At 48.7% G+C, this 25,431-nt stretch carries 23 protein-coding genes; 7 read left to right on the forward strand and 16 right to left on the reverse strand.

Translation table 11 applies throughout. The features are described from left to right. Both HUU10_05385 and HUU10_05390 read left to right on the forward strand, forming a co-directional pair. Positions 1-1,050 carry an FAD-binding oxidoreductase gene (locus HUU10_05385; GenBank protein ID NUQ81026.1) on the forward strand — a complete coding sequence of 350 codons (1,050 nt, stop codon included), beginning with the start codon at positions 1-3 and terminating at the stop codon, positions 1,048-1,050. A gap of 58 nt (positions 1,051-1,108) precedes the next feature. Continuing rightward, a complete protein-coding gene (locus tag HUU10_05390) occupies positions 1,109-1,804 on the forward strand; it encodes a fibrobacter succinogenes major paralogous domain-containing protein (protein ID NUQ81027.1) in 696 nt (231 codons plus the stop codon). A 28-nt stretch (positions 1,805-1,832) separates the two neighbouring features. Here the strand turns inward: HUU10_05390 and HUU10_05395 are convergent, their stop codons facing one another. From HUU10_05395 to HUU10_05435, 9 genes are all read right to left on the reverse strand, one after another. Then, on the reverse strand, positions 1,833-2,837 hold the full coding sequence (locus HUU10_05395) for an isocitrate/isopropylmalate dehydrogenase family protein (GenBank protein ID NUQ81028.1): 1,005 nt from the start codon (positions 2,835-2,837) through the stop codon (positions 1,833-1,835). A gap of 184 nt (positions 2,838-3,021) precedes the next feature. Continuing rightward, positions 3,022-4,659: an efflux RND transporter periplasmic adaptor subunit gene (locus HUU10_05400; GenBank protein ID NUQ81029.1), complete on the reverse strand. Its 1,638-nt coding sequence runs from the start codon at positions 4,657-4,659 to the stop codon at positions 3,022-3,024. A gap of 18 nt (positions 4,660-4,677) precedes the next feature. Next, positions 4,678-6,129 carry a TolC family protein gene (locus HUU10_05405; GenBank protein ID NUQ81030.1) on the reverse strand — a complete coding sequence of 484 codons (1,452 nt, stop codon included), beginning with the start codon at positions 6,127-6,129 and terminating at the stop codon, positions 4,678-4,680. Next, positions 6,113-9,982: an efflux RND transporter permease subunit gene (locus HUU10_05410; GenBank protein ID NUQ81031.1), complete on the reverse strand. Its 3,870-nt coding sequence runs from the start codon at positions 9,980-9,982 to the stop codon at positions 6,113-6,115. The genes HUU10_05405 and HUU10_05410 overlap by 17 nt, the downstream gene beginning before the upstream one ends. Positions 9,983-10,394: 412 nt before the next feature. Beyond that, positions 10,395-10,754 (reverse strand): cation transporter, encoded by a 360-nt coding sequence (locus tag HUU10_05415; protein ID NUQ81032.1) that lies wholly within the window; start codon positions 10,752-10,754, stop codon positions 10,395-10,397. A 62-nt stretch (positions 10,755-10,816) separates the two neighbouring features. After that, positions 10,817-11,227, reverse strand: coding sequence for a hypothetical protein (locus HUU10_05420; protein ID NUQ81033.1), 411 nt, complete (start codon positions 11,225-11,227; stop codon positions 10,817-10,819). A gap of 151 nt (positions 11,228-11,378) precedes the next feature. Further along, positions 11,379-13,715, reverse strand: coding sequence for a TonB-dependent receptor (locus HUU10_05425; protein ID NUQ81034.1), 2,337 nt, complete (start codon positions 13,713-13,715; stop codon positions 11,379-11,381). Positions 13,716-13,869: 154 nt separating this feature from the next. Beyond that, complete coding sequence (locus HUU10_05430) at positions 13,870-15,981, reverse strand: hypothetical protein (protein ID NUQ81035.1); 2,112 nt, start codon at positions 15,979-15,981, stop codon at positions 13,870-13,872. After that, complete coding sequence (locus tag HUU10_05435; GenBank protein ID NUQ81036.1) at positions 15,978-17,264, reverse strand: NAD(P)/FAD-dependent oxidoreductase; 1,287 nt, start codon at positions 17,262-17,264, stop codon at positions 15,978-15,980. The genes HUU10_05430 and HUU10_05435 overlap by 4 nt, the downstream gene beginning before the upstream one ends. A 118-nt stretch (positions 17,265-17,382) precedes the next feature. Between HUU10_05435 and HUU10_05440 the strand changes: the two genes are divergently transcribed. Both HUU10_05440 and HUU10_05445 read left to right on the forward strand, forming a co-directional pair. Continuing rightward, complete coding sequence (locus tag HUU10_05440) at positions 17,383-17,565, forward strand: hypothetical protein (protein ID NUQ81037.1); 183 nt, start codon at positions 17,383-17,385, stop codon at positions 17,563-17,565. A 54-nt stretch (positions 17,566-17,619) separates the two neighbouring features. Beyond that, positions 17,620-18,114, forward strand: coding sequence for a transcriptional regulator (locus HUU10_05445; GenBank protein ID NUQ81038.1), 495 nt, complete (start codon positions 17,620-17,622; stop codon positions 18,112-18,114). Between the two features lie 6 nt (positions 18,115-18,120). On the opposite strand, the gene HUU10_05450 is transcribed toward HUU10_05445, so the two are convergent. Further along, a complete protein-coding gene (locus HUU10_05450; protein ID NUQ81039.1) occupies positions 18,121-18,435 on the reverse strand; it encodes a multidrug efflux SMR transporter in 315 nt (104 codons plus the stop codon). A gap of 21 nt (positions 18,436-18,456) precedes the next feature. On the opposite strand from HUU10_05450, the gene HUU10_05455 reads away from it, so the two are divergent. After that, positions 18,457-18,900, forward strand: coding sequence for a SufE family protein (locus tag HUU10_05455; protein ID NUQ81040.1), 444 nt, complete (start codon positions 18,457-18,459; stop codon positions 18,898-18,900). Here the strand turns inward: HUU10_05455 and HUU10_05460 are convergent. Then, positions 18,869-19,117, reverse strand: a complete 249-nt coding sequence (locus tag HUU10_05460; protein NUQ81041.1) for a hypothetical protein — start codon at positions 19,115-19,117, stop codon at positions 18,869-18,871. The genes HUU10_05455 and HUU10_05460 overlap by 32 nt on opposite strands. Here HUU10_05460 and HUU10_05465 point away from each other — a divergent pair. Further along, a complete protein-coding gene (locus HUU10_05465) occupies positions 19,102-19,611 on the forward strand; it encodes a hypothetical protein (protein NUQ81042.1) in 510 nt (169 codons plus the stop codon). The two genes, HUU10_05460 and HUU10_05465, sit on opposite strands and share 16 nt — an antisense overlap. 11 nt (positions 19,612-19,622) lie before the next feature. Further along, complete coding sequence (locus HUU10_05470; protein ID NUQ81043.1) at positions 19,623-20,156, forward strand: adenine phosphoribosyltransferase; 534 nt, start codon at positions 19,623-19,625, stop codon at positions 20,154-20,156. 329 nt (positions 20,157-20,485) lie between these two features. Here the strand turns inward: HUU10_05470 and HUU10_05475 are convergent, their stop codons facing one another. The 5 genes from HUU10_05475 to HUU10_05495 are packed head-to-tail and all read right to left on the reverse strand — an operon-like array spanning position 20,486 to position 25,365. Continuing rightward, entirely contained in the window at positions 20,486-21,280 is a 795-nt protein-coding gene (locus tag HUU10_05475) for a phosphate ABC transporter ATP-binding protein (protein ID NUQ81044.1), read from the reverse strand. Next, on the reverse strand, positions 21,241-22,089 hold the full coding sequence (locus HUU10_05480) for an ABC transporter permease subunit (protein NUQ81045.1): 849 nt from the start codon (positions 22,087-22,089) through the stop codon (positions 21,241-21,243). The genes HUU10_05475 and HUU10_05480 overlap by 40 nt, the downstream gene beginning before the upstream one ends. After that, on the reverse strand, positions 22,086-22,973 hold the full coding sequence (gene pstC, locus HUU10_05485; GenBank protein NUQ81046.1) for a phosphate ABC transporter permease subunit PstC: 888 nt from the start codon (positions 22,971-22,973) through the stop codon (positions 22,086-22,088). The genes HUU10_05480 and pstC overlap by 4 nt, the downstream gene beginning before the upstream one ends. 15 nt (positions 22,974-22,988) lie before the next feature. Beyond that, entirely contained in the window at positions 22,989-23,933 is a 945-nt protein-coding gene (locus HUU10_05490) for a substrate-binding domain-containing protein (protein ID NUQ81047.1), read from the reverse strand. A 31-nt stretch (positions 23,934-23,964) separates the two neighbouring features. Further along, positions 23,965-25,365: an alginate export family protein gene (locus tag HUU10_05495; protein NUQ81048.1), complete on the reverse strand. Its 1,401-nt coding sequence runs from the start codon at positions 25,363-25,365 to the stop codon at positions 23,965-23,967. Between the last annotated feature and the right edge of the window lie 66 nt (positions 25,366-25,431).

Consider the following 25,431-nt stretch of genomic DNA (forward strand, 5'->3'; position numbering starts at 1 on the left):
ATGAAAGACTTGCTGATAGTGGGACAGGGATTGGCCGGAAGTGTGCTGGCCCTGAAAGCCTGGCAGCGCGGCCTGGAATTTATGGTCTCCTCAGATCCGGCAAGACCTTCCTGGACGCGCATAGCCGCAGGATTGTTTAATCCGGTTACCGGAAGGCGGTTTGTAAAAACGTGGATGGCGGATACCCTTTTCGAGGAAATTTATCAGTTTTATCCATGGGCTGAATCGGTTTTGGGTGATGGCCTCTACCATCCAAGGCCTATTTACCGGGTCTTTACATCCCGCCAGCAACGTCTGGAATTTTTGAATAAAGTGGATCAGGAACCGATGGGCCGGTTTACACCTCAGGTGTTTGAAAAGGGGTATTTGCCAGAGACCATCCACCATCCGGAAGGCGGATTGTTTATCCCGGGCGGCGGATGGGTCGATCTGCCACGGTTTGTACAGGAAGCAGCCATGTGGCTGAAATCGCATGGTCGGATTCTTGACCATCTGGTCACCCCCGATGAGGTGATCTGGCATGATGATCATGCGGTCTGGAATGGTCAATCCTGGCGGAAGGTGATTTTTGCCGAAGGAGCCCGGGCCGATCAGAACCGGTTGTTTGCTCACCTGCCATTTGTTCTCACCAAGGGAGAGGTGCTCACGTTGAAGGTCCCCAACCTGGAACTGAACGGTGTGGTCAGCCGCGGAAAATTTATTTTACCGGTGGGTAATGACCTTATCAAAGTTGGTTCAACGTATTCCTGGGATGATACCGATCCCGTTCCGACCGAAGAAGCCAGAAAAGACCTGGTCACCGGATTTGAGGAGATCTGCCGGTTGCCTTACGAAATCGTACACCATCAGGTGGGAATCCGGCCAACGGTGAAGGACCGCCGACCGTTTATTGGCATGCACAGCGAATTTTCCTCTGCGTGTATTTTTAATGGATTGGGGACCAAGGGCGTTTCTCTGGCGCCATACTGGGCCGATCGGGCGCTTGATCACCTTTTTGACGGAAAACCGCTGGATAAGGAAGTAGACATCAGGCGGTTTGGGGAAAATTGATCAGAATTCTCTGATAAAGTATATTTAGTCTTTATAATTCTGAAATCGTGGAAAAAATATGTTGGTTCCAATTAAATCCAGTGTGGTTCTTTTTTCTTTAGTTTGCGTTTTTTCAGGTTGTGGAGAGGGAAGTTCTGAGTCGGAGGACTCAATTCCGACCCCAAAAAAGGGTTTAAACTTTAACGGATATACCTATTCAACGGTTATAATCGGAAAGCAGGAATGGACTACAGAGAATCTACGGACGACTACCTTTTCTAATGGGGTGAAAATTAAAAAACTAAGTCAAAGTGACCCTTGGCCATCCGATACCACCGGTGCTTTTTGTGCCTATGACTACAATGAAACGTTCGTTTCTTCAAATGGATACCTATATGATTGGTATGCCGTCGGGTCAGGATTGTTAGCACCTGCGGGATGGCGGGTTGCAACCGATCAGGACTGGAAGACACTTGTTGATTCGATAGGGGGGAATATAACTGCTGCTACCAAGCTGAAATCAACAGATGGTTGGGGTAAGGATAATAATGGTACCAATGAATTTGGGTTTAATGTCTTACCTTCAGGCTATAGGACAGGGGATCTTGGGACTTTTCATAATTCTGGTACAATAGGATACTTCTGGAGTTCAACCGCATATAATGAAGGAAATGCCTGGTCCCGTGATATTCGGGGCAATTCATCACAAGTGACTCGCGATCCAGACGATAAACGAAATGGATATTCCGTAAGGCTCGTCAGGGATATTAAATAGCCGTGAATGATCTTTAGGGCTCAATACCCTAACCAAGACGTGACAGAATTCCACCTGTGAATGACTCGGTGTTACCTTTACCTCCCACATCGCGCGTGCAAACCGTCTTATCTGCCAGGGTATCAATCACCGCTTTCCGGATCCGGTCGGCGGCTGTTTTTTCTCCGAGATAGTCCAGCATCATGCAGGCCGAAAAGAGAAAGGCCGTCGGATTGGCTTTACCCTGACCGGCTATATCGGGGGCCGATCCGTGGACAGCTTCGAATATGGCCCCCGTTGATCCGATGTTGGCAGAGCCGGTAACTCCCAGTCCGCCGACCAGACCCGAAGCCAGATCGGAAAGAATATCACCAAACAGATTGGTCGTCACCACCACATCAAAGCGTTCGGGCCGCACCACCATCTGCATGGCGCAGTTATCCACAATCATGTCTTCAAACTGGATGGTCGGGTAGGCGCTGGCCAGTTCCTGTCCGATTTTGAGGAAAAGGCCGGTGGTCAGTTTCAGGATATTGGCTTTATGTACCAGTGTGACTTTTTTACGACCGTTTGCAACCGCATATTCAAACGCTGCCCGGATGATCTTTTCACTGGCCTCCCGGGAAACAACCGCCTTGCTTTCCGCAATGGTCTGATTGGCGTCGAGCCATTGTTCCTGCCCGATGTACAATCCCTGCGTATTTTCCCGGAACATGACCAGATTGACAGACCGGAATGGGGTTTCCACCGACGGGATCGAAAATGCTGGCCGGATGTTGCAGTACAGGTCAAACATTTTCCTGAGAGTTACATTCACCGACCGGTACCCGCCACCCACCGGAGTGGTTAAGGGACCTTTCAATGCGACCTTATACAACTTGATTTTATCCAGGGTGTCTTCAGGCAGGGGGTCGCCCACCGCATCGACCGCTGCCATTCCTGCCAGCGCAGGAATCCACTGAATGGGTACACCTGATTTTTCCAGAATGATCTGAACGGACCGGGTGATTTCGGGTCCGATACCATCGCCGGGAATGAGAACGATCTGATGCATAGCACACCTGCTGTTTGTTTGAGGTTTTTTACCTGATTTCTGCAAGGTAATTCAGTTTGAGCCGCTTTGAAAAACCAGTGATCCGATTCGGTTGAAAACTGAACGACAGATCGAATTAACTGAACATTGCGTATCCGGGTTAGTCCCTCGGTTCGTAATTTGATTGTTCATCGGGTAATGAACTTCATTTTTCGTTCCTGTACTTACAACATTCAGGTAAGTTATTGTATACGTCGGTACTGGACTTAAATTTGTCGGTATCATGCCCGGCTTTGGCAATGGCTTTTTGCACAACATCGATGCTGGTTCTTTTCGGTTCATACTCGATGTGAATTTTTCTGGAGTCAGAATTCCATGAAGATGAAATAACCCCATTTACAGCATTCGCAGCCATTTCGATGCGTTCCTGGCAAAGTTCACAATTACCTTCCACAGTAAATGTAGCATGCTGAATCATTCCAGTGGCGGGGGTGACTGTCTTGGTGGATGCAATTTCCTTTTCTTCAGAGTATTGCCTGCTGTGCACAGATTCTGCAACCGGCGTAGTGGTCGCATGAATATGGCCATTATTTAATTTTTCGCCATCCGGGTTCATCATACTGGGCTTACCTTCTAATTGAGCGGCCGCATCTACACTGAAAGTCCCTTGAGTAACAATTTCTTCGCCTTCGGACAAACCGGTTAATACGACATAGCTGTTTCCCAACACGGGACCAAGTACGATTTCACGAATTTTAAAAATGGATTCGTCTGAATCGGATTGCCTGACATAAACAATTGATCGTTCACCAGTCCATAGGACCGCCGAACGGGGAACAACGAATTTGTTCTGAAAATCTTTAAGGGTTGATTTGACGACACCAGATGCGAACATTTCCGGCTTAAGTTTGCCTTGACTGTTGCTAATTTCTACTCTGACCTTTGAAACACGCGTTACCGGATCGATAACCGGATCGATAAAGGTGATTTTGCCTGTAAAAACTGTACCGGGCAACGCTTGTAGTGAGAAGGAAATGTTGTCTCCCTGGTTCAGATAAGGTAAGTCACTTTCATAAGCATCAAACATTACCCAGACTGCTGAAAGATCGGTAACAACATACAGAATCATTCCCTGTGAAACATAGTCGCCGGTGTTTACCCGTTTCGCCGTTACAATTCCGGTGGTATTCGAAACCACTTCAAAGTTGCTTTGAACAGATCCGGAATTTTCAATCTTATCAATTTGATTATCGGTCAGTTTCCAAAACCGAAGTTTTTCCCTGGCAGCTTCATATAAATCGGCCTGAGTCCGTTTGTTTTTTGCTGATTCTAATAATTCCTGTTGTGCAGTAATCAAATCCGGGGAAAAGATCTCTGCAAGGATTTGTCCCCTTTGTACACTTTCGCCAGTAAAATTGACCATTAATTTTTCAATTCGTCCGGGAAAATGAGCAACCTGACTTTGTAACAACCGTTCATCGGCCTGTACTTTTCCGTACAAACGTACCTCTTTCATTGGTTTTTGGCGGGTAACAACCGACGTGTGAACATTGGCAAGAGCCACTGCATCTTTGGTCAGATGAATGGCGTTGGCATCTACAGGTGAGTTGGTTTTTGCCAACGGAATTAAGTCCATACCACAAATCGGGCATTTGCCTGGTTCACTCAGCCGTATCTGTGGGTGCATTGAACAGGTCCAAATGGTTTCGCTTGCTGATTCGATGGCTTGATCAGGTTTGAGTTCTGACGGGTGTGTTGAATGAAAGATTAACCAACCGAAGAATAATCCGAGGAATGTAAACAAACCGTAAATCACATAGTTGTTTGAAAGTAATTTTTTCATTTCGGTATAAGTTTATGTTTATTGAATGTTATTAACGGCCATCAATCGTTCCAGCAAGGCGATTGACGAATTGAATTCGGTCAGGGCTTGAATTTTTTTAAGCTCGTAATCGAGCAATTGCTGACGAACACGCAATAAATCAGTCAGACCGGTTCCCGAGGTGGAATAGTTTTTAGTCAGAATGTCTAACGTCTTCTGTACCAATTGGCTTTGGTTGCTATAAAGTATCATCCGTTGTTCTGCGTTCTGATATAATTGTAATGCGTCGTAGTACTCAGCCTGAAGCGATTTTGATGCTGATTGGTATCCGTATTCTGTGGCTGATTTCATCAGGTCGACTTCTGCTTCCATTGCGTTGTATTTATCCCGGTAAAGGGGAATTGAAACTGAAATCATCGGCATAATCATGTCTTGACCGTTCATTTCAGTTGTGGAAAAATTACTTTTATTAATTACCGAATAATTCAATCCCAGACCCACCATCGGGTAACTCATTCGGGAGACCATTTTTTTTCGGGCCTCCAGCGCGTTTTTTTCATGTTGTAACATGTTCAGCATCGGGTTATTGACAAGAATACTGTCCGGAATCTGCATCAGTGAAAGGCGAGGCGATTTCGGTTTGATGCTGTCGGGTAGGGTAACAAAGGAAGTTAATGGTCTGTTCAGGTAGGCGTTGAACCTCGCACCAATTGTGGTTTGCTGGTTCTTAAGCTGTGAAATATTGTATTCGAGCTCAGATATTTCAATCTGGATCCGGTACAAATCAGCCAGTCCCGATCCATTGCTGTTTGAACCCATTGAAAATTGAGAATTTGCCATTGAGGTCTGACTATTGCCGACGGCCAGGTTACTGGTAGAATTACCCCCCATGCTGCCTGAAACCATCAAGTCCTGAGTAGTATTCTGGTCAGGGCTGTTGGACATAGTGGATCCGATTGATGACGCGTTGCTTCCACTTGTAGAAACGGCTTTAAACTTCACCAGAGTTAGCCGTTCAATTGATCGTAATAATCCGATTGCCTTTTCAGAAATGAGAATTTCCTGCTGATTTTTATACAACTCATACCATGTCCGCTGTACATTATAAAACACCTGAGATCTGGCCTCACGAAACGATTCATATTTTGCCTTTGCCATCAGACTCATTTCGTCCTTTGCGTTTTCAAGGACACCAAACCAGGGGAACATTTGCATGAGCCGAATATCAGCAACCTGTTCACCACTTAATACTTCCATTGGGCTGATGAAAACGCCAACGCTTAACTCAGGATCCGGTAAACTGCCCGCTTGAGCAACTTTTTGTAAAGCGGCCTTGTACTCACTGTATTTCTGCAAAATGGCAGGATTATTTTTTGCGGCAATTTCCTGGTAATGCCAAAGCGAATCGGAAGGTTGCTGTGCAATTGCCCTGAAATAAATTCCAAATAAAAGGAAAGTTAAAAGCAAGGTTTTATTAATTATCGATCTCATTGTTTTCATGTTTTCTTAAAAGTGTACTACGATTGGATTTTTCATGGCTGACCACCCATTCCCTCCACATGGCCTGAAATAAAGGCACTACAAAGACAGTCATGACCTGTATTACCATGCCGCCAAAGGTTGGAATTGCCATTGGGACCATGATATCAGCGCCCTTACCGGTTGATGTAAGTACTGGAAGTAATGCAATGACAGCCACTGCGGTTGTCATCATGGCGGGGCGCACCCGTTTCCGACCTGCAGTAATAACAGCCTCCCGTACTTCCTGAATGGTGGACGGTTTTTTTTCTTCGAAAACCTGATGGATATAGGTGCCCATAATAACCCCATCATTGGTGGCAATTCCAAAGAGGGCAATGAACCCAACCCAAACGGCAACGCTCAGATTGATCGGGTGCATTTGAAATAAATCGCGCATGTTTATTCCTGCAACCGAAAAGTTTAAAAACCAATCCTGACTATACAGCCATAGCATGATAAATCCACCGGCGAAAGCAACAAATACACCCGAAAAATGTATGAACGACGCGGTAACAGTTTTAAATTGAAAGAAAAGCAATAAGAATATCACGAAAAGGCTGATTGGAATAACAATAGCCAGTCTTTTGGTTGCACGCAGTTGTTGTTCATAATTTCCAGCAAATTTGTAGCTAACACCAGGCGACAGATTTATTTCACCGGAATCAATCTTATTTTTCAGGATTCCGGCTGCTTCTTCGACGACATCGACTTCAGCAACGCCCTCAATTTTATCGAAAATTACATAGCCAACAAGGAATGTATTCTCGCTCCGGATCATTTGTGCACCCCGTGTGTAATCAATATCGGCAATTTCACCCAAGGGAATCTGAACCCCATTCATTGCAGGAATGAGTATCCGTTTTATATCATCTGGCGTGTCGCGGAGTTCACGGGCATATCTTACCCGAATTGGGAATCGCTCTCGTCCCTCCACTGAACTGCTTAGGGCCATACCGCCCACAGCTACCTGTAAAATTTCCTGCACATCGCTTATACTCATTCCATAGCGAGCCATTGCCTCTCGGTTCAGTTTGATTTCGATGTAGGGAGCACCAACGGCACGGTCATAAAATACGGCAGGTGCCTTTACTGAAGGGACTTCCTTTAATGCTTGTTCGAATTGCAAGCCGGCATGTTCGATGGTTGACAAATCCGGACCATATACTTTTAAGCCCATTGGCGCACGCATTCCGGTGGACAGCATTACCAACCGGGTTTCGATCGGTTGCAATTTTGGTGCAGAAGTTAACCCCGGTATGTTTGTGACTTTTACGATTTCATTCCAGATATCATTCGGTTTTTTAATATGAGACCGCCACTGGCGAAAAAATTCACCTCCGGTATCGGGAATCAGACTATCGGCCGGGATTGCCCTGAAAGGTTCCTTCTCCGGATTATAATTGGTTCCGTCTGACAGGATGAAACTGCCGTTTTCATCGACTTTAAACCGTTCCCTGTGTCCGTTTTCATTCAGAATGTATTCGGAACGGTAGTTGATCGTATTTTCGAACATTTGCACAGGCGCAGGATCAAGGGCTGAATTGACCCGACCCCATTTTCCAACAGCAACTTCAACTTCTGGAATTGAAGACAGACGTTTGTCCAGAGTTTCGATGTACTGTAAGTTCTTTTCGATACTTGAATGGGGCATACTGGTCGGCATCAACAGAAAGGAACCTTCGTTAAGGGAGGGCATAAATTCTTTGCCGATTCCAGGAAATGTTTTTGCCGGGACTTGCCAGACAGAGTTTTGTCGAAAACTACTCCACCCGATCTTTTCAAATCCATTGGCAACAAATCCAAAAACTTCGTCGAATCCAATCCATACCAGTAAACCAAAAAACAGGGTAAAGATTGGCAGTAAGAGAAATTTCCATTTATTGTGTAAGCCCCAATGCAAAATGGGTTCATAAAAATGAACCATTGACATGAGTGCCAACAGAATTACCGATACAATTCCGGATACAAACAAGAAATTTACCCAAACGCTGTTGTGTGCACCAAGAGGCAACCACTCCACCGATAAAAAATAAGTTGCGACCAGAACTGTGATCGCGATATTGATATAATTCGGGAACTCTTTCCGGAGCTCAGGCCACCGATGGTCGAGTAAATTATTGATTCCAATCGCAATTAAGGCCAATGCAGGCCAGGTTTGCCATCCGATGATAAATACAATGCCTGCTATAATTAAACTGGCATTCCAGTATCTGCGTATTTTTTGGGTGTCGAATCGGATATTGAAAAGAATATGTACCAGGGTCGGTAAGACCACAATGCCAAGAATAAAGGCAGAGATCAAAGCGAACGTTTTCGTAAAAGCCAACGGGTGAAATAATTTACCCTCAGCGGCTTCCATTGCAAAAACTGGTAAAAAGCTGACAATGGTGGTGGCAATCGACGTGACTACCGCATCCCGCACTTCTGTTGTTGCTTTATAGATCACGGAAAGCAATTTTTTACCGCGAACACCGTGGTTTTCTGGCATTTCGAGATGCCTGAGAATATTCTCGACATCAACGATGCCAATATCCACCATGACGCCGATTGCAATGGCAATACCTGACAGTGCAACCACATTGGCATCAACGCCAAAAAAGTGCATCAATATGAAAGTCATCAATACACCAATGGGTAGCAGTCCAGCAACAATAAGGGAGGCTCTCAGGTTAAGTACTAATACAATGATCACAATGATGCTGATCAGAATTTCGTGTGACAGCGCAGATTCAAGTGTCCCAATCGTTTCTTTAATCAATCCGGTCCGATCGTAAAAAGGCACAATCGTCACCTTCGAAATGGAGCCATCGTTCAGGGTTTTTTGAGGTAAACCGGCATCAATTTCCCTGATTTTGTCTTTAACATTATTGATGACTTCCATTGGATTTGAACCGTATCGTGCCACGACCACTGCACCTACGGCCTCAGAACCCCCTTTATCCAATCCACCCCGCCGGGTTGCAGGGCCAAAGGAGGTATGGGCCACATCCTTGATTCGAACAGGAACGTTGTTTCTGACTGCCACAACCGAATTCTCGAGGTCTTCGAGGGTTTTAACATAACCCAATCCACGGATTATATATTCCACATGGTTCAGTTCAATGGTTTCTGCTCCAATATCAAGATTGCTCTTACGAACAGCATTCATAACATCCATGACTGACACGGCGAAGGCTTTCAGTGCTTCCGGGTTAAGATCAACCTGATATTCCTTGATGAAACCACCAACTGATGCTATTTCGGAAACACCTTCAGCAGTGGAAAGTCCATATTTCACGTAGAAATCCTGTATGGAACGCAGTTCCTGGGGATTCCAACCACCATTGGGTTTGCCGGTGGCGGGATCCCGGCCTTCGAGGGTGTACCAGAATATTTGTCCGAGTGCAGTAGCGTCCGGACCAAGTGTGGGGGTCACGCCGGTCGGTAAGGTACCGGAAGGTAAGGAATTCAATTTTTCAAGAATGCGTGAACGGCTCCAGTAAAATTCAACGTCATCCTTGAAAATGACATAGATAAACGACATGCCAAACATGGATGTACTTCGAACGGTTTTTACACCAGGGATACCCAACAATGCAGTGGTCAACGGGTACGTTACCTGATCCTGAATATCCTTGGGAGACCGTCCCATCCACTCTGTGGCAACAATTTGCTGGTTGTCACCAATATCTGGAATTGCATCAACAGGAACCGGATCCCGGGGTAGAAATCCAGTGTGCCAATTAAATGGTGTATAAACGATACCTGACACCACAAAGGCAATGAGAAAAATGATCGTAATCAGTCGGTTTTCAAGAAAATACTTGACAAGTCGGTTAAACATGTTTGATGATTGGATTAGCGATGAACCTTTTAAGAATACTATTTGTCATGACCACAAAATGCACTGACGATCAGTATATTTTCCTTTCGTCAACTTCGGTATTTGCTGGTCCGCAATTCCTTCTGGCCATGATCTTCAAGTTATCGGCTACCCGATTCCTTTTCCTGAAAAATCATGAATTGATAACCGTCAGGGAGGAAAAACCAGATACTGACTTGCGTTTTACATCCGCTTTTTAATGTCAACTGATTGCGTTCTGTGGAAGACACCATTAAACAAACAGAACCATTTCGTTTTTGACGGTGTATTCCTTTACCACCCGAAGAATTTCAATGATTATTCGTTGTACGGTAAGGCCATGCCAAGGCCCAATGGACCCTGGCTGTATCCTTGCACACAAGTAAGTCTTACGTCACTGACCCTTGGTTGTCTGCTGACGGGGGTAATGGCAGCAATGTGGCAATTTTGAGTATACTGAATCGGGTGCTTGTTCAGTCGGGGTATCGTGACCGACAGCAGCAATTGCCTTTTGGATGGCAATCACGCTGATTTTGGCCGGATCGAAAACAACAGTCAGTTGTTTGGTCTCCTTATTCCACGATGCTGTTTCTACTCCGGGTTGTTTCAGTGTTGTTTTTTCGATGCGGGTTTTACACATCGAGCACTCACCAGCCACAAAAAAGGTTTCGGTGTTCACACCGTTGGAAGTCTGATTACCGGTTGATGTGCAGGCCAGTAAAAAGGAAGCGAGAAAGATAAAAAGCGTTTTCATGATGAATTCCTGAAATGGTTAAGATAAAAACAGACCAAACGACAGAGCGGTTGGCTGCGGATTCAGGAATAGGTGATCAGTTGAACATTCAGCAGGTAAATGGGGGGGGCATGTCCGGGGGGATGTGAAACCAGCGTTTGAACAGATGGTCCAAACCCGGTGGCCGGAACAACTGACAGTGAGAGACCATCGGGAACGATCAGAACCGGATGGAACGAAGACACAGGTGCAGCATCGGTGGTGCTGGTCAGAACAATGGTCGATTCCTGGCAGCAACCCGGATCGGCTATCAATCCGGCCCCGCAGGATTCAGCTTCCCGGTCCATTCCACAGCCCTGCGTGTGTTGGTTTACGGCAATGTCTGTTACCGATCCCCCGCAGAGGTGAATGGCGATGAACGCACTGGTGTTGGTGAAGGTGAGAATCACCAACATCAGACAGGCCGTAACCGATGTGAATCCTGAATGTTTCATGTGTCGTCTTGTTTCGCTAAGATAACGAACAACGGACTGCTTGTAAAGGTTTCTGCTCAGGCAACAGGGAACTCTAATGACGGGCTAATTGATTCAAATAAAAAGGGCTCCCATGAAGGAGCCCTTTTTGAAGGTCGTTGATACGATCAGATCAGAATTCGACTTTGACTCCGCCAATGAAGAAACGATCCCATTGAAGCAGGTCAACAGGTTTCTGCGAATACTTATTCCATTGAACCGAGTAGACATTCTTTGTCCCGAGGACATTCTGAAGTTCAAAGAAGGAAACGATGGCAAAAGAGTCGAACCAGGTGCGGTGATCGAACCGGATATCGAGACGATTATAATCCGGGAATCGTTCAGAGTTAATCCGATCCTGATCCAGAATCAGGCGATTGGCCATTTTTGAAGCAGTCAGATTGACCGGGGTCTTCGGACGGCCAGAAACAAACCGGTACTTGGCACTCAGTTCATAACTTTCATTAAACCGGTAACCACCACTGATGGTAAAGACGTGGGGAATATCAAAACTGCCTGGTCTTTCTACTCCATCCAAGGCCTGATGACGGGTACGGCTCCAGCTGTAAGAGGCCAGTCCGTAAAACTGATCAGTCAGTTTTTTCTGGATGAAGAAATCGACACCATACGATTTTCCTGTACCATCGCTGATAAGCGAACCCAGGCCATTGGGTCCGTAGTCATCGCCGGAATTGGCCAGCGAAATCACTGAATCTTCGGTTGAAACGGGGTAATTGTCATATTGTTTCAGATACGTTTCAAGGGTGATTTTAATGTCTGAATCTGGATAGAAGTCGAATCCGACCACACTGTGAGTGGCCTTTATGTAAGTCAGAGCCAGATTGTGCTTATCGGTTCCGAACATCCAGAGGAATTCGGGTGCCTGATGAAAAATCCCCCAGGACGCATTCAGGTTCAGATAAGGAAGAATGGCATAGGAAGCACCGACACGCGGATCGATGGAAAATTCATTACGCAACGCTTCGAAGTAATTCAGACGGGCACCAGCAGTAATCTTCCAATCATCAGTCGGCTTGTAAACCACCTGACTGAAGGCATTGGCCTTTGTGGAAGATTGATCGAGTGATTGGGTGTATCCTTCTGAAGGGCGGTTGAAAGCATTGGTATCGGCGGCGATGACCGAATTGTAATCAAAGGATACCTGTTTAACCGATGCACCGCTCAGTAATTCCAGATTGCGTCCCAGATAGGTGGAATACTCATATTTAATTCCGTTGGTAAACTCAGTCGATTCATTATCAACCATCTGACGGTTGGCCTGATTGAAAACATCGGTCACCTTAACATCCCAATGGTTGCGGGTGGTCCAGACATACAGGTTTCCAAAAGATTTGTTGTTGAACAGGTGGCGCCAGGAAAGACCTGCGAGGTACTGGTCGCCATAAAAATCGGTTTCTTCAGAAAGCCTCAGTTCAGGGTCCTTCTCGTCAGGATCATCTTCGAAATTGATCTCATCAATTCCGCCAAGCAGGATCAGATTCAGACTGTTTCTGTTATCAATTGTATGGGTGACCTTGGCATTCAGGTTCGAGTATTTGGGAATGGCAGAAAGTCCCAGACTTCCGAAAATGAGATCCAGGTAGGATCGGCGAACGTTGAGCAGGTAGGTGGTGTTGGCACCGATGGGTCCTTCCAGAATCAGGCCGGCACCAGCCATGGACAGTTCAAACGCACCTGCGATGGCATCAGGGTTTCCCTGACGTAAGCGGATATCGAGCACAGATGACAATTTATCTCCGTACCGTGCCGGCATTCCACCAGACATGAAGGTGGCTTCTGAAATGAATTCGGTTTGCATAAAACCGATCGGACCGCCGGTGGAACCCTGTGTTCCAAAATGGTTCAGGTTTGGGATTTCAAATCCGTCCACCAAGTTCAGGTTTTCTGCGGGGGATCCTCCGCGAACAATCAAATCATTGCGCTGGTCGGTGGTTTGTACCACACCGGGCATGGTCATGATCATGCGTGAAATATCGGCAGCAGCTCCGGGTGCCCGGCGTATTTCCTCATAGGTAAATGCCTGCAAACTGGTGGGAACCTCGGTTGGTTTGTAAAACAATTCACCTTCCACCACGATCTCTTCATTCAGTTCAATCGCGGTGGATTCGAGTTCAATGTTAAGCTGAGTCGGATTAATGGGACTGATGGCAATATCTGTCCGGACCTGGGGCAGGTAACCGACCATGGAAATTTTAACTGAAATGACCCCGACCGGCGCATTATCGATTTTGTATTTTCCATCCAGATCGGTGGCGCCACCTGTGGCTGTTTGCTGAACAATCACGTTGGCCCCGATGAGGGGTTCGCGGGTTGCACGGTCAACGACCACACCATACAAACGACCAAAGCGGGCATCAAGAAGATTGGAAGAACCGGTTGAAGTGGCCGTACCCGTATTGCCACCATTCAGACCGGTGAGGAAAGTGAAAAGCAGAATCAGATGTGTCATGGTTTTCTCCGTTTTTTAAACCTGGGACGAAAGTCCGGGTTTTACGGTATAATCTGAAGAAAGGTCCGACGAATGACCGGATCGGGCAGATGAAAAGGTTGGGTTTCCCGATGAAAACACAGCCGGATTTGGTTAGATCCGGCTGTGGATTGGCTCAGAGTTTAATCCATTCCATGTACCAGGCAAGGATCGCAAGTCCGGCCAGAAGGATAATCACGGTTATAATCGGACCGGCATAATTTTTCTGCTGATACGGATCTTTCAGTAAACGGACGGAACCCGGAGGCAATTTAGAAAGCCGGGTGAGGGAGCGGCCAAAAGGAATATTGATTTTCGCCCTTGTATTGACCGCCCAGCCATTTGCATCGAGCAATGGGGCCAGATTCCGGTTTCGGAGCTTCAGCCAGGCGAGCAACATGGACGGTCCGGAAATGAGCAGCATGATTCCCGCAATGGCAAGCGGCATCTGGTACCAGGCCAGTCCGAGGAATCCGGCTGCAATTGATACCACGGCGGTTGAAAGCGCGGCAAATGCCAATCCGATGGCGGCAAAAATACCCGCAAATTTTCCCACGTCGAAGGGTTGTGGCGGGGCTTTCGGAGGTTCGGCTGGCGGCGGGGCTGTCAGTCGGGAACCCGTAGATTCAATATTGGCTGCGGCCTGAGATTCAACGGCCTTGTCCTTGGAGGATGCAAATTTTTCAAGCCAGCCCGACACCATCCGTGCAAACCGGTTATACGGTGACCAGAATGCCTGGCGGATACTGATGGGATGATCCAGAATTTTGACAATCCGTGCATCCCAATCCTTGCCCTTCCGGTCATAATAAACACCATTCCGGCCCACCATGAGGTTGTCGACATCACCATCGGTCAACGCAGCGGCAATCATGAATTTTTCCGGACTGTCCTTGCGGGAACATTCACAGTACACCAGATAAATATAGGCCAGATTTGACATGACGGCATGGGCGCCGGGATCGGCTACCCTGATGACCAGTTCACTGGACCGGCCATCCAGAAATAACTTACCTGATTGGAAGGAGGCTGGTTTGGTCTTGGTGTAAAAATAACGCAGGCTCACATAATTGTTGAGAAATTCATCCAGGTGGGCCAGACAGATCATTACCTCGTGGACCTGAGTCCAGCGACTTAAGCGGGCGGCAACCACTTCGTTTCGTTGGGTCAGTTCCGCCAGATCGGTGGACTGAACTGCCTTCAGGGCTTCTTCAAGTAATTCAGCAGAAACCGACCCGAGTCCGGTCACCGGTTTCCCTGCCAGCCAGGTCTGATAGCTGTGAAAAACGGCTTTGATTTTCAGCCAGTCTTCATCGGTGAGTTTCTCCTTCCGGCCGGTGACGGGGCCTGCCACCTGAACGGCAAACTCATGAAGTCTCGATTTCCAGGCCGGGTTAACTCCTTCCTGTAAGTGCAGTTTCCGGTCATTTTTTATCTGTGACAGAGGTAATTGTTCGATGGGGCCGGTCCAGCTTGAGAGAACCACGCCATCGGTTTCCGGTGCCCGGGCATTCAGTGCATCGGTCCAGTTTTCCTGATAGGCCAGCAGATCGACCCGATTGAAAAAGTCATCGATTTTGGACTCGAGGGTCAGGTAGGTCTGGTAGGCCTGATCAAAATCGGAACCGAACAGGCGGGTAGCCGCGTCTTTTCCGGCTGTTTTCCGGAAGGATTGTTCAGCCTCTGCAAGTGCCTGGAATCCATTCACAAGCGAAATCGGAATTTTTCGATCCGAAATCTGATGAACCGTTTCAAGAACCGACAGAGCTGGCTGCAGCCCGGCAAGTTCCGGGTGCCCCGACCGCACAAATCCATCTCCCGTCACTGGGCCGCTCTGGAGGGTTTCGATGGCTTTCAGGTAGTCTTTCTCACCAACCGGATCTGTGTTGGCCAACTGGAGGGTAGACAGTATTTCGGTCAGTGACTGACTGACACTCTGTCCCTCGGGCGTTTTCTGATTAATGACCGAAAGACAGATGGTTTCGGGTCGCCTGAAGACCAGTGAAGAATCGGTCAGAATCAGGTTCAACCGCCTGACCAGTTGTAAAACCTCAGGGACCCGTATGCGACCATCTTTGTCAGAATCCAAAAGGGACATGAGGTCGGCATTCAATTCCAATCCGTGAGTCGGACAGGCCAGAACCGCCCACAGTTTCTGGTCCAGTTCATCTAGATGACGCAGATCGGCATCGGTTTCCAGAAGTACCTGATCGAAACCACCGGACCGGAAAAATTTCCACTGATTCATGACGGTTCCTTTCTGCCTGTCGGGGTCAGTATCAGCCGGATACCCCGATCATAACTAAAGTAATTGTAAACCCAGTTGATAAAAACGACGACCCGGTTTCTGAAACCGACCAGAGTCATCAGATGAACAGCCATCCAGACAAACCAGGCAATGAGCCCGCTGAACCGCACCGGTTTCAGGTCAACCACCGCCCGGTTCCGGCCAATGGTTGCCATCGATCCCAGATCCTTGTATTCAAACGGGACCGGTTCCTTTCCGCTCAGTCGTCTTTTCAGATCGTTTGCCACAAAAGTTCCCATCTGAATGGCCACCTGTGCCACCATGGGAAGTCCTTTAGGAAAGGCGGCGGTAGGACGGAATGCCAGATCGCCGATCACATAAACCGACCCGGCTCCTTCCACACGGCAATAATCATCCACCTGAATGCGGTTTCCGCGCTGAATGAGCGGATCGGGGAGTCCGGGGATGAGTGCACCTTCCACGCCGGCACTCCAGATGACCGCACCGGACCGGATGGTCACTCCATTCTTCAGTTTCAGACCAACACCGTCGAAATCGACCACCGGGGCGTTCAGCCAGACGGTGACGCCCAGTTCTTCCAGGTAATGCCGGGCCGATTCCGAGGCATGAGCTGACATGGCTGCCAGAAGGGAAGGACCTGCTTCAACCAGATGGATCTGCATCCGGCGGATGTCCAGCTCGGGGAAGTCGCGGGGAAGGATGTGTCGTTTCAATTCGCCGATGGCTCCGGCTGTTTCTACGCCGGTTGGACCGCCCCCGACCACCACCACGGTCATCAGGGCATCCTGTTCGGCCAGGTTTTCGGTCAGTGTGGCTTTTTCAAAATTCCTGAACAGCCGGGCGCGGATATCCATGGCTTCCGGTATGGATTTCATTGGCATGGAATGAGCCGAAAAACTGTCCATTCCGAAAAAGTTCGACCGGCTGCCTGCAGCAACAATCAGATAATCCCAGGACACCGGCCCAATGCTGGTTTCGACCTTTTTAGAGGCTGTATCGATGAAATTAACTTCAGCCATCCGGTAGATCAGATTATGATGGCCTTTAAAAATTTTCCTGAGAGGATACCCGATGGAATCGGGTTCAAGTCCGGCAGTGGCAACCTGATAGAGGAGAGGCTGAAAGGTGTGGTAATTGTTCTTATCAATCAGAATCACCTGAACAGGGGCGCGCCGGAGAGCTCTGGCTGCAGCCAGACCGCCAAATCCGCCTCCGATAATGACGACACGGGGGCGATTGGATTGCGGAATTGAGGAATTCATAAAACCCTTCTTATTTTTACCGGTTGCAGGACAGCAAATTACGGATTCCGGAGGATTTTATTCAAACCTGCCTTTCGGTTTGTTTCCTGGGACACTTAAACAGAAGTGGGAGAAACCGATGACAATCGAAAAAAAACCGGATGAGGCCCTTAAACGCAAGCGGAAAACCCGGTCGGCCGTTTTTCTGATTTTGTCGGCTGTCTTTATTGTTTACATTGTGATCTATCCGGATTACTGGATTTTTTCATCCATCATGGCTGCGCTGAGTATGTCGGCCTGGATGATTAACCGTCGTTTGTAATCAAAGTTTATCAAAGGAGAACCCATGCGATCATTTCTGCCTGTAACTTTTGCCATGTTGTTATCCGTTCCGGTTTTTGGACAGTTGAAGACCGGAGCCGCACCTGCTGTTGTTGATTTAAAGGGAGATGCCGGTGGCCGTCTGAACGGGACGCCGTGGTCCTCGACCGAATTGACTGGTAAGGTTTACACGCTCATGTATGTGGATCCGGATGAGAAGGGATTGAATGAGCATGTGGAACAGGCTTTAAAAAAAGAAAACTTTCCGAGAGATAAATACGGGTCGGTTGCGGTCATCAACATGGGCGCCACCTGGAAACCGAATTTTGCCATCAAGATGATTCTGGATGGAAAGCAGAAGGAATTTCCCAATACCATTTACGTGATGGATAAGGATAAAGCACTGGTGAAAAAGTGGAAGGCCGCCGATGACTCTTACCATGTGATCACCTTTGATCAGACCGGAAAAGTCATATTCGAAAAGTCTGGCAAGTTATCCGATGATGATGTGAAACGCCTGATCAAAGCCATCCGGGAACAAATCGGCTGATACCATTCAGACGGAAATTTTCAGACCAACAATACCGGCCACGATGAGTACAATGCAAACGAGCCTTATCCAGGTGGTTGGTTCCTGAAAAAGAATCATTCCTGCAATGGCTGTTCCGGCAGCTCCGATTCCGGTCCATACTGCATAAGCCGTTCCGATGGGAATCATCTGAACGGCTTTTGAGAGAAACCAGAAACTGGCCAGCATAAGAAGGATGGTCACCGTTGCCGACAACGGCCGTGTGAATCCGTGACTGACCTTCAAACCGATTGCCCAGGCAATTTCAAGCAGCCCGGCAATCAACAAGTAAATCCATGCCATTAAAAGTCCCTTTTTAAAATGATGTTAACCATCGACGACGCACAAAGTCAATTGATATCCCGCTTCGACGGCCTCACCGACTGGGAAGATAAATACAAGCTGATTATCCGGCTGGGGAAGGACATGCCGGGTCTTGACGTGGCCGATCAGACCGAGGATAACAAAGTCAACGGTTGCCAGTCACAGGTCTGGCTGAAAGCAGAACTCCGGGATGGGCGGGTATGGTTCACCGGTGACAGCGATGCCTTCATTGTCAAAGGCCTGGTGGCCATGCTTCTGAGTGTGTATTCGGGTCAGACCCCTGCCGATATTATTAAAACACAGCCAGCGTTCCTGTCGGCCATTGGGCTCGACCGCCATCTGTCACAGAACCGGACGAACGGATTGGCCTCGATGGTGAAAAAAATCAAACTGTATGCGCTGGCTTTTCAGGTCAGGATGTCCTCGAACCAGCAAAGCTCCTGATGGTCGAGGTAAAACGCCCCGCTTCACCATGAAACAGCAGATGCCACTCGAAAGCAGACAGGAACCGGGAAAGCTCAGGGGAAAAACCAGGGTATGACAGAAAATAGTCCCTGCAATCGGCCGTCAGTGACGAGAGTTCTGGCAGATTATATTGCTGACGGTTTGAGTCAACACGGTCGATCATGTTCAGAACGGTATCCAGTGGCCAGTCTTTCATTTGGCAAAGATATCACCAGGCTGATCCGATTCAGTTGTCTGACTGCCGGTTTGCTCCTTGTGCTGGTTTTTCTTCCCGATACTTCAACGGCTCAGTATCACCATGGCTTTGGAGCACGCATGGGCTCGGTCAGCGGTCTGACAGCGAAGTATTGGTTCGACAACCGGACCGCTCTGGATGCGAGTCTTTCCTACCGGATTGATTCCTATGGAACCCTTGATGCATCCTACCTGTATCATTACCGCGGGTATATTGATGAGTTTGTGTTTTTTCCCTACATCGGTGCAGGTGCTTTTACCGGTAAATCGGTGGGGGACAGTCAGTTGCTGGTCAGACGTTACAAGTCCTGGTATGCCGGATTGCTTGTGAAGGCAGGTTTTTCCATTCCGGTTTCCCGTATTGACTTTGCGGCCGAGGCAGGCGGCTGGTCCACCATGGCACCCGACATCTGGGGAGAGTGGGTTTTCGAAATTATTGTCCGTTACTGGTTATAAAGGAGTTTTAAATGGATTTTTCAACACTTGCAGCCGATCTGAAATCAACCATCCGCGACGTGCCCGATTTTCCGAAGCCGGGTATCCTTTTTAAGGATATCACACCGGTTCTGCAAAACCCGAAACTGCTCAGCGAGGTGTCCTACTACTTCACCCATCAGAACATGGGTTTGCATGTCGATAAAGTGGTAAGCGTGGAAAGCCGCGGTTTCATTTTCGGATCGATTCTGGCCAATGATCTCCATGCCGGCTTTGTCCCCGTCCGCAAAAAGGGAAAGTTACCAGCCGATGTCCTGTCGGTATCTTACTCACTGGAATACGGGGAAGCCGAGCTCGAAATTCACCGCGATTCCATTCGCCCCGGCGACCGGGTGGTGATTCATGACGATGTGCTGGCAACCGGCGGAACGGTCGGTGCCACCATTGAACTGGTCGAAAAACTGGGTGGTAAGGTGGTTAATTGTTGTTTTCTGATCGAACTGGCCTTTCTCGATGGTCGCAAGAAACTGAAAGGCTACCCGGTTCATTCGCTGTTGTCTTTTTGAAAAGGCAGGAGGCAGAATACAGAATACGGAAACTCATTCTCTTTGGCTTTAAGAAGAGGGGATTGGGTCTATTGAATACTCCCCTGAAAAAACCCTTTGGCTTCGAGACCCTCAGCCACCGGGTTTTTTCGCCAGCCAATTACTGAATACGGTTCCTGAGCAAAGACAACGGGCTGATTTCCGATCACTGATCTCTGTCTCTTAAAAAGCCCTTGCTCCCTCGATATCCGCCAGGGCCGGACTTTCAGCGAATCCATTTTACGGTCGGATCACCCGGGTCCGGGTTTTTCATTTCCAATCACCAATCACCAATCACCAATCACCAATCACTAACTGATCTGCCCGCTCACGTATTCCCGGGTGAGTTTTTCCTGCGGATTGGTGAGAACCTGTTCGGCCGGACCGGATTCGATGATTTCGCCCATCCAGACGAAGACCACATAATCGGCGAGACGCCGGGCCTGACGCAGAATGTGGGTGACCAGTACGATGGTGTACTGATCCTTCAGCTGAGTAAATAATTCCTCAATTTTCCGGGTTGAAATCGGATCGAGTGCCGAGGTGGGTTCATCACCGAGAATGACTTCGGGTCCGACCGCCAGCCCACGGGCGAGGCAAAGCCGCTGCTGCTGACCGATGGACAGTTTGGCAGCGGGCTCATGCAACCGGTGGCGCACTTCCTCCCACAAACCGGCATCCGTCAGGTGTTTTTCCACCCGTTGGCTCAACTCGGCCCGGCTGATGTGGTTCGATAGTTTTAATCCCCAGGCGATGTTATCGAAAATGCTCATGGGCAGGGGAGTAGGCCGCTGGGCCAGATAACCCATCTTCCGGCGAAGGGAAATGACATTCACCGACGGATCGTAAATGTTGATTCCATCGATTAATACCTCGCCGGTAATTTTTACGTCGGGTGACAGATCATGCAACCGGTTCAGGGTTTTCAGAAGCGTCGTTTTTCCGCATCCCGAAGGGCCGATAAAGGCCACAATTTTTTTATCCGGAATATCCAGCGACAGGTTTTTTAAAATCGGATTGCCCCCGATGGACAGGGACAGATTCTGGATGCTGATATGGGGCTGGATCAACGGATCCGGTGTTTTGATAGTCTGGAACTGATCCATTTGGCACTCAGGCTGATGATTAAAATGATGAGAGTCAGAATTAAGGCGGCGGCATAGGCCCGGCCCTGCACCTCGGCAATGGGGCTGGACAATTGAAAAAAGATGGCCAGCGGCAGGGTGGCGGCCGGCTGATCGGGACTGAAGGGCAGATTGTCGCTGTATCCAGAGGTAAATAACAGACTGGCAGCATCACCCGCTGCCCGAGCAACCGACAGCATGATGGCTGTGACGATCCCGGGTAGCGCTTGTCTCAACAGCACACCGGCGGTTTCCAGACGGGTCGCTCCCAGAGAAAAGACCGAATTCACCAGGTCTTCGGGGATTTGCCTAACCACCTCATCGATGGCACGGATCATGATCGGCAGAATCAGCAGAGTCACAGTGATAATACCAGCCAGCATGGAGGTGCGCAATCCGAAGGAAATCATGATGGCAAAGGCGAAGGCCCCATAAACGATCGACGGAATGCCGAACAACACATCCTGCACCATCCGGATGGTCGAAACGGTCCGTCTGAACCGTTTGGCGTATAAATTCAAAACGAGAACCACTCCCGATCCGATGATCAGTGCAATGGCAGCGGACACCGTGGTGATGATCACCGTGCCGAGGATGGCATTCAGAATACCGCCTTCCTTCCCGATGTAAAATCCGCCACCGGGAATGCTGGAAACCATTTCCCAGCTCATGTATGGCAAACCGTGAGAAAAAATGGTCCAGATCAGACTGGAAAATCCGATCAGTAAAATGGCCGCTGACAGAATCATCAGGCCCTTCATGACCGTTTGTTTGAGAAGGCGGGTCTTCATTGCAACTCCGTTTCAAGCCGGAAGAGAACCACCCGGGCAATCAGGTTAAAGAACACGATCACCACGAATAAAACCAGTCCGGCCATCATGAGGGCTGAATCGTACAGCGGAATCGACATCATTTCGCCATAATTGTTGGCGATGAGGGCGGGAAGCGGGTATCCGGCATCAAAAACCGATTGCGGAAGCATGGGCATGTTCCCGCAGACCATGAGCACGGCAATGGTTTCACCGAAGGCACGGGACAGAGACAGGATGACGGCCGCCAGAATACCGGGCCGGGCCTTTCTGGCCAGAATCTGCCAGGTGGTTTCCCACCGGGTTGCACCGAGACTGAGCGATGCTTCGCGATAAACCGTCGGAATGGAACCCAGCACATCGAGGATGATGGAAATCATGAGCGGTGTGATCATCAGCGACAGGACAAGTCCACCCGCCAGCACGCTGTAACCGAAGGAAAACGCACCCACAAACTCAGAAAGAGATGTTACCAGGGGAACCAGGACGAGAACCCCCCAGACACCGTACACCACCGGCGGAATGCCAGACAACACATCGATGATAGGTAAAAACACCTTTCTTACCCACGGATGTGCAAACTCAGACAGATAAAGGGCGGTCAGCACCGAGATGGGAACAGCCAGGATCAGGCTGATGGCGGTGACCCAGAGCGTACCTGCGATAAAGGCCAGAAAGCCGAACTTTCCGCTTAACGGACGCCAGGTATCAGAAAAAAACAGATCAGACAGACTTTGAGTTTCAAACAGAGGCCAGGATTTGATCCCCAATCCCACCCCGATGGCAATCAGGGTGGAAATGGAGAGAACCGTGAAACTCCAGAAAACGATGACCGATGTGCGGTCTTTTAATAAACGTAATCGCAAACCGGTCCTTTCAGTTTAGTTCAGGGCAGCAAGACTCTTCTTCAGTTTTTCATCGGACAGCTTCACATAGCCGGCTGCATCGACGAATTGCTGGCCATTGACCAGCACCCAGCGGGTAAAATCGATGACAATCGGGTTGGTCGGCTTGCCCTTGGTGACGAAATACAGATCACGGGCAGGAGGAGAAGGGTATTTGCCTGCCGCAATGGCATCGGTCAGACTTTGGATATCCCCATAAAAATTCTCATCCGCATCAATTTTACCATTGTTATTCAGATCGATGGGAATCACCTGAACCCCGTTGGTGGGTTTTTTGGTAGTGAAATCGTACACATAACCAATGTTATTGTATCCGATGGCAACGGGATCCCGTTTGACGGATGTGGCAAGTCCCGGGTCTCCGAACACAGCCACTCCCTGTAAATCCTCCTGCTTTTTGCCAAACCATTGTGCCAGTGTTTCTGCTGCACCACAGGCATCGGACCGGGTGTAGACATGCAGGGGAACCGGTTTCGAAAATCCGGCCTCCTGCCAGTTCTGAATACGGCCGGTGATGAAAATGTGATTCAGTTTGTCGCGGGTGATGCCTTTTTCGAGGATTTCCTTCAATTGCGGATTGGTGGATGAAATGGTCGGAACCACGGCATCCTTGGTCACTGCAAAGCCGACGGCTCCTTTTTTCGTTTCGGCCGGATTGATTTCCCGGGAAACGAGGGCAATATCAACCACACCGGCCAGCACATCGGTCATTCCTTTACCGGCCCCACCAGCGGAGAGATCGATCTGGACACCCGGATTGAGTTTCCGGTATTCTTCGGCCCACTTAACGGCCATGGGATACAAGGCAAACGCACCGGAAATGGAGATCTTTCCCTTCAGTTCCGGCTTGGATTGCGCAGAAGCGGTGGTAACGCCGCTCAGCAGAATCAGTGAAATCAGTACCGATTGAGTAAAATACATTAAATGCTCCAATGTCTATAGTAAAAGTAGATTATTGCTCAATAAAAAACAAAGTCGGCCGCCATGTTAGTTGCAGATACGTGAAATGGTTCACGATGGAAGGGTCGCCAGCTTTCCGGATGGTGGTGAAAGAGCGTTCCCAATCGGCGAGGGAAAAACCCGCTTCCAGATTGGTGTAGTTGTTCACTTTCCAGAGAACCACCAGATCCAGTTCAGTTCCCAGATACGGTTTCAGAGCGTTTTTCTTCGAGTCCAGTACCTCGGCATAGGACCAGAATCCGTGAAAATCCCCATTCAGGGTAATGGTCGGATTCAATTTCCACGAGGTGAAGAAGTAAGGATTGATCAAACCTCCATCGCCAACATGTGACGGGAAAGAGGTGATCTGATCCATGAATCCGTTAAACCGGTGAGCCACACCGTACAGCGGTACAAAGGAATGATCGGTTCCCTCGAATTTGCTGCCCGTGCCGCTCAGCACTTCAGCGCCCAGACGGTAGGTGAAATCCCCGACGATCAGTTTTACTTCGGGTTGTGCATACCAGGCTGACAGATCAAATTCCTTTCCACGACCTTTGGTGACCGTTCCCCACTGATAGTAGGAAGCAAGCGTGGCTGACAAATCGCCTGATTTCCAGTCAATGCGTCCGCCATTGGTGTAGCGGAAATTGATCTTTTCGGAATAGTCGGGGTCTTCGAATCCGTCTGCCACTTGCAATGAGGTCAGTTTTATTGCCGGTACCGGTGAAAACGTGGTGAAATTGAAGATCAGTGCCTTGAAGTAGGGGTTTGATGCAGAGGGGCTGGTGTAGGCGGTCGAGAAAGTTTGCTCGGTATGCTGATTCCAGGCAACGACAAGGTCATTCACTATTCCGCCGCCTTCATATTTCAGGACGGCTGCATCGTATGAGGAACCGGTCTGACGCCAGTTGTTCTGGGCAAACAGCCGTTCATTGTCATAGATCAACCGTTGGCGGCCCAACCGGAGTGTCAGTTCGGGAGACAGCACCGGTTCGACCCACGCCTCATAAATCTGAACGGTTCCTGCGGTTGAACGGAAATCCTTATCTCCCCACACCCGGACATCCTGCAGGGTAGTCAGGAACCGGAATTCCCCTTTCTGGTGAAAGTTGAAGGTCAGGCGGGTCCGTTGCGAAGTGAAAAACGCAGGAGTGCTGGTTTCAACCGGAAGAGCAGAATACCCGTAGCGGAATTCGGTCCGCGGACGGAATTCGAGATCAACCCCGAATGACCGGTTTTTAAGAGAAGACCATTTGGCAATGGCCGCCGCAGATCGTAAGGAATCGGCTTCTGCGGCCGTGATGGTTCCTTTCGATTGTAACAGATTCAGCACGTCATCGGATGATTGACCCATGACCGTTCCTGATAGTGCAACCAACAGAATGCTGAGGGTTACCCGTTGTTTTTTCATGAAATGTCCTCTTTTAGTTAAATTTCGAACCTTTTTACAAATATACTATATATTCTATCAAATAAG

This window comes from Bacteroidota bacterium (genome assembly GCA_013360915.1).
GTDB lineage: Bacteria > Bacteroidota > JABWAT01 > JABWAT01 > JABWAT01 > JABWAT01.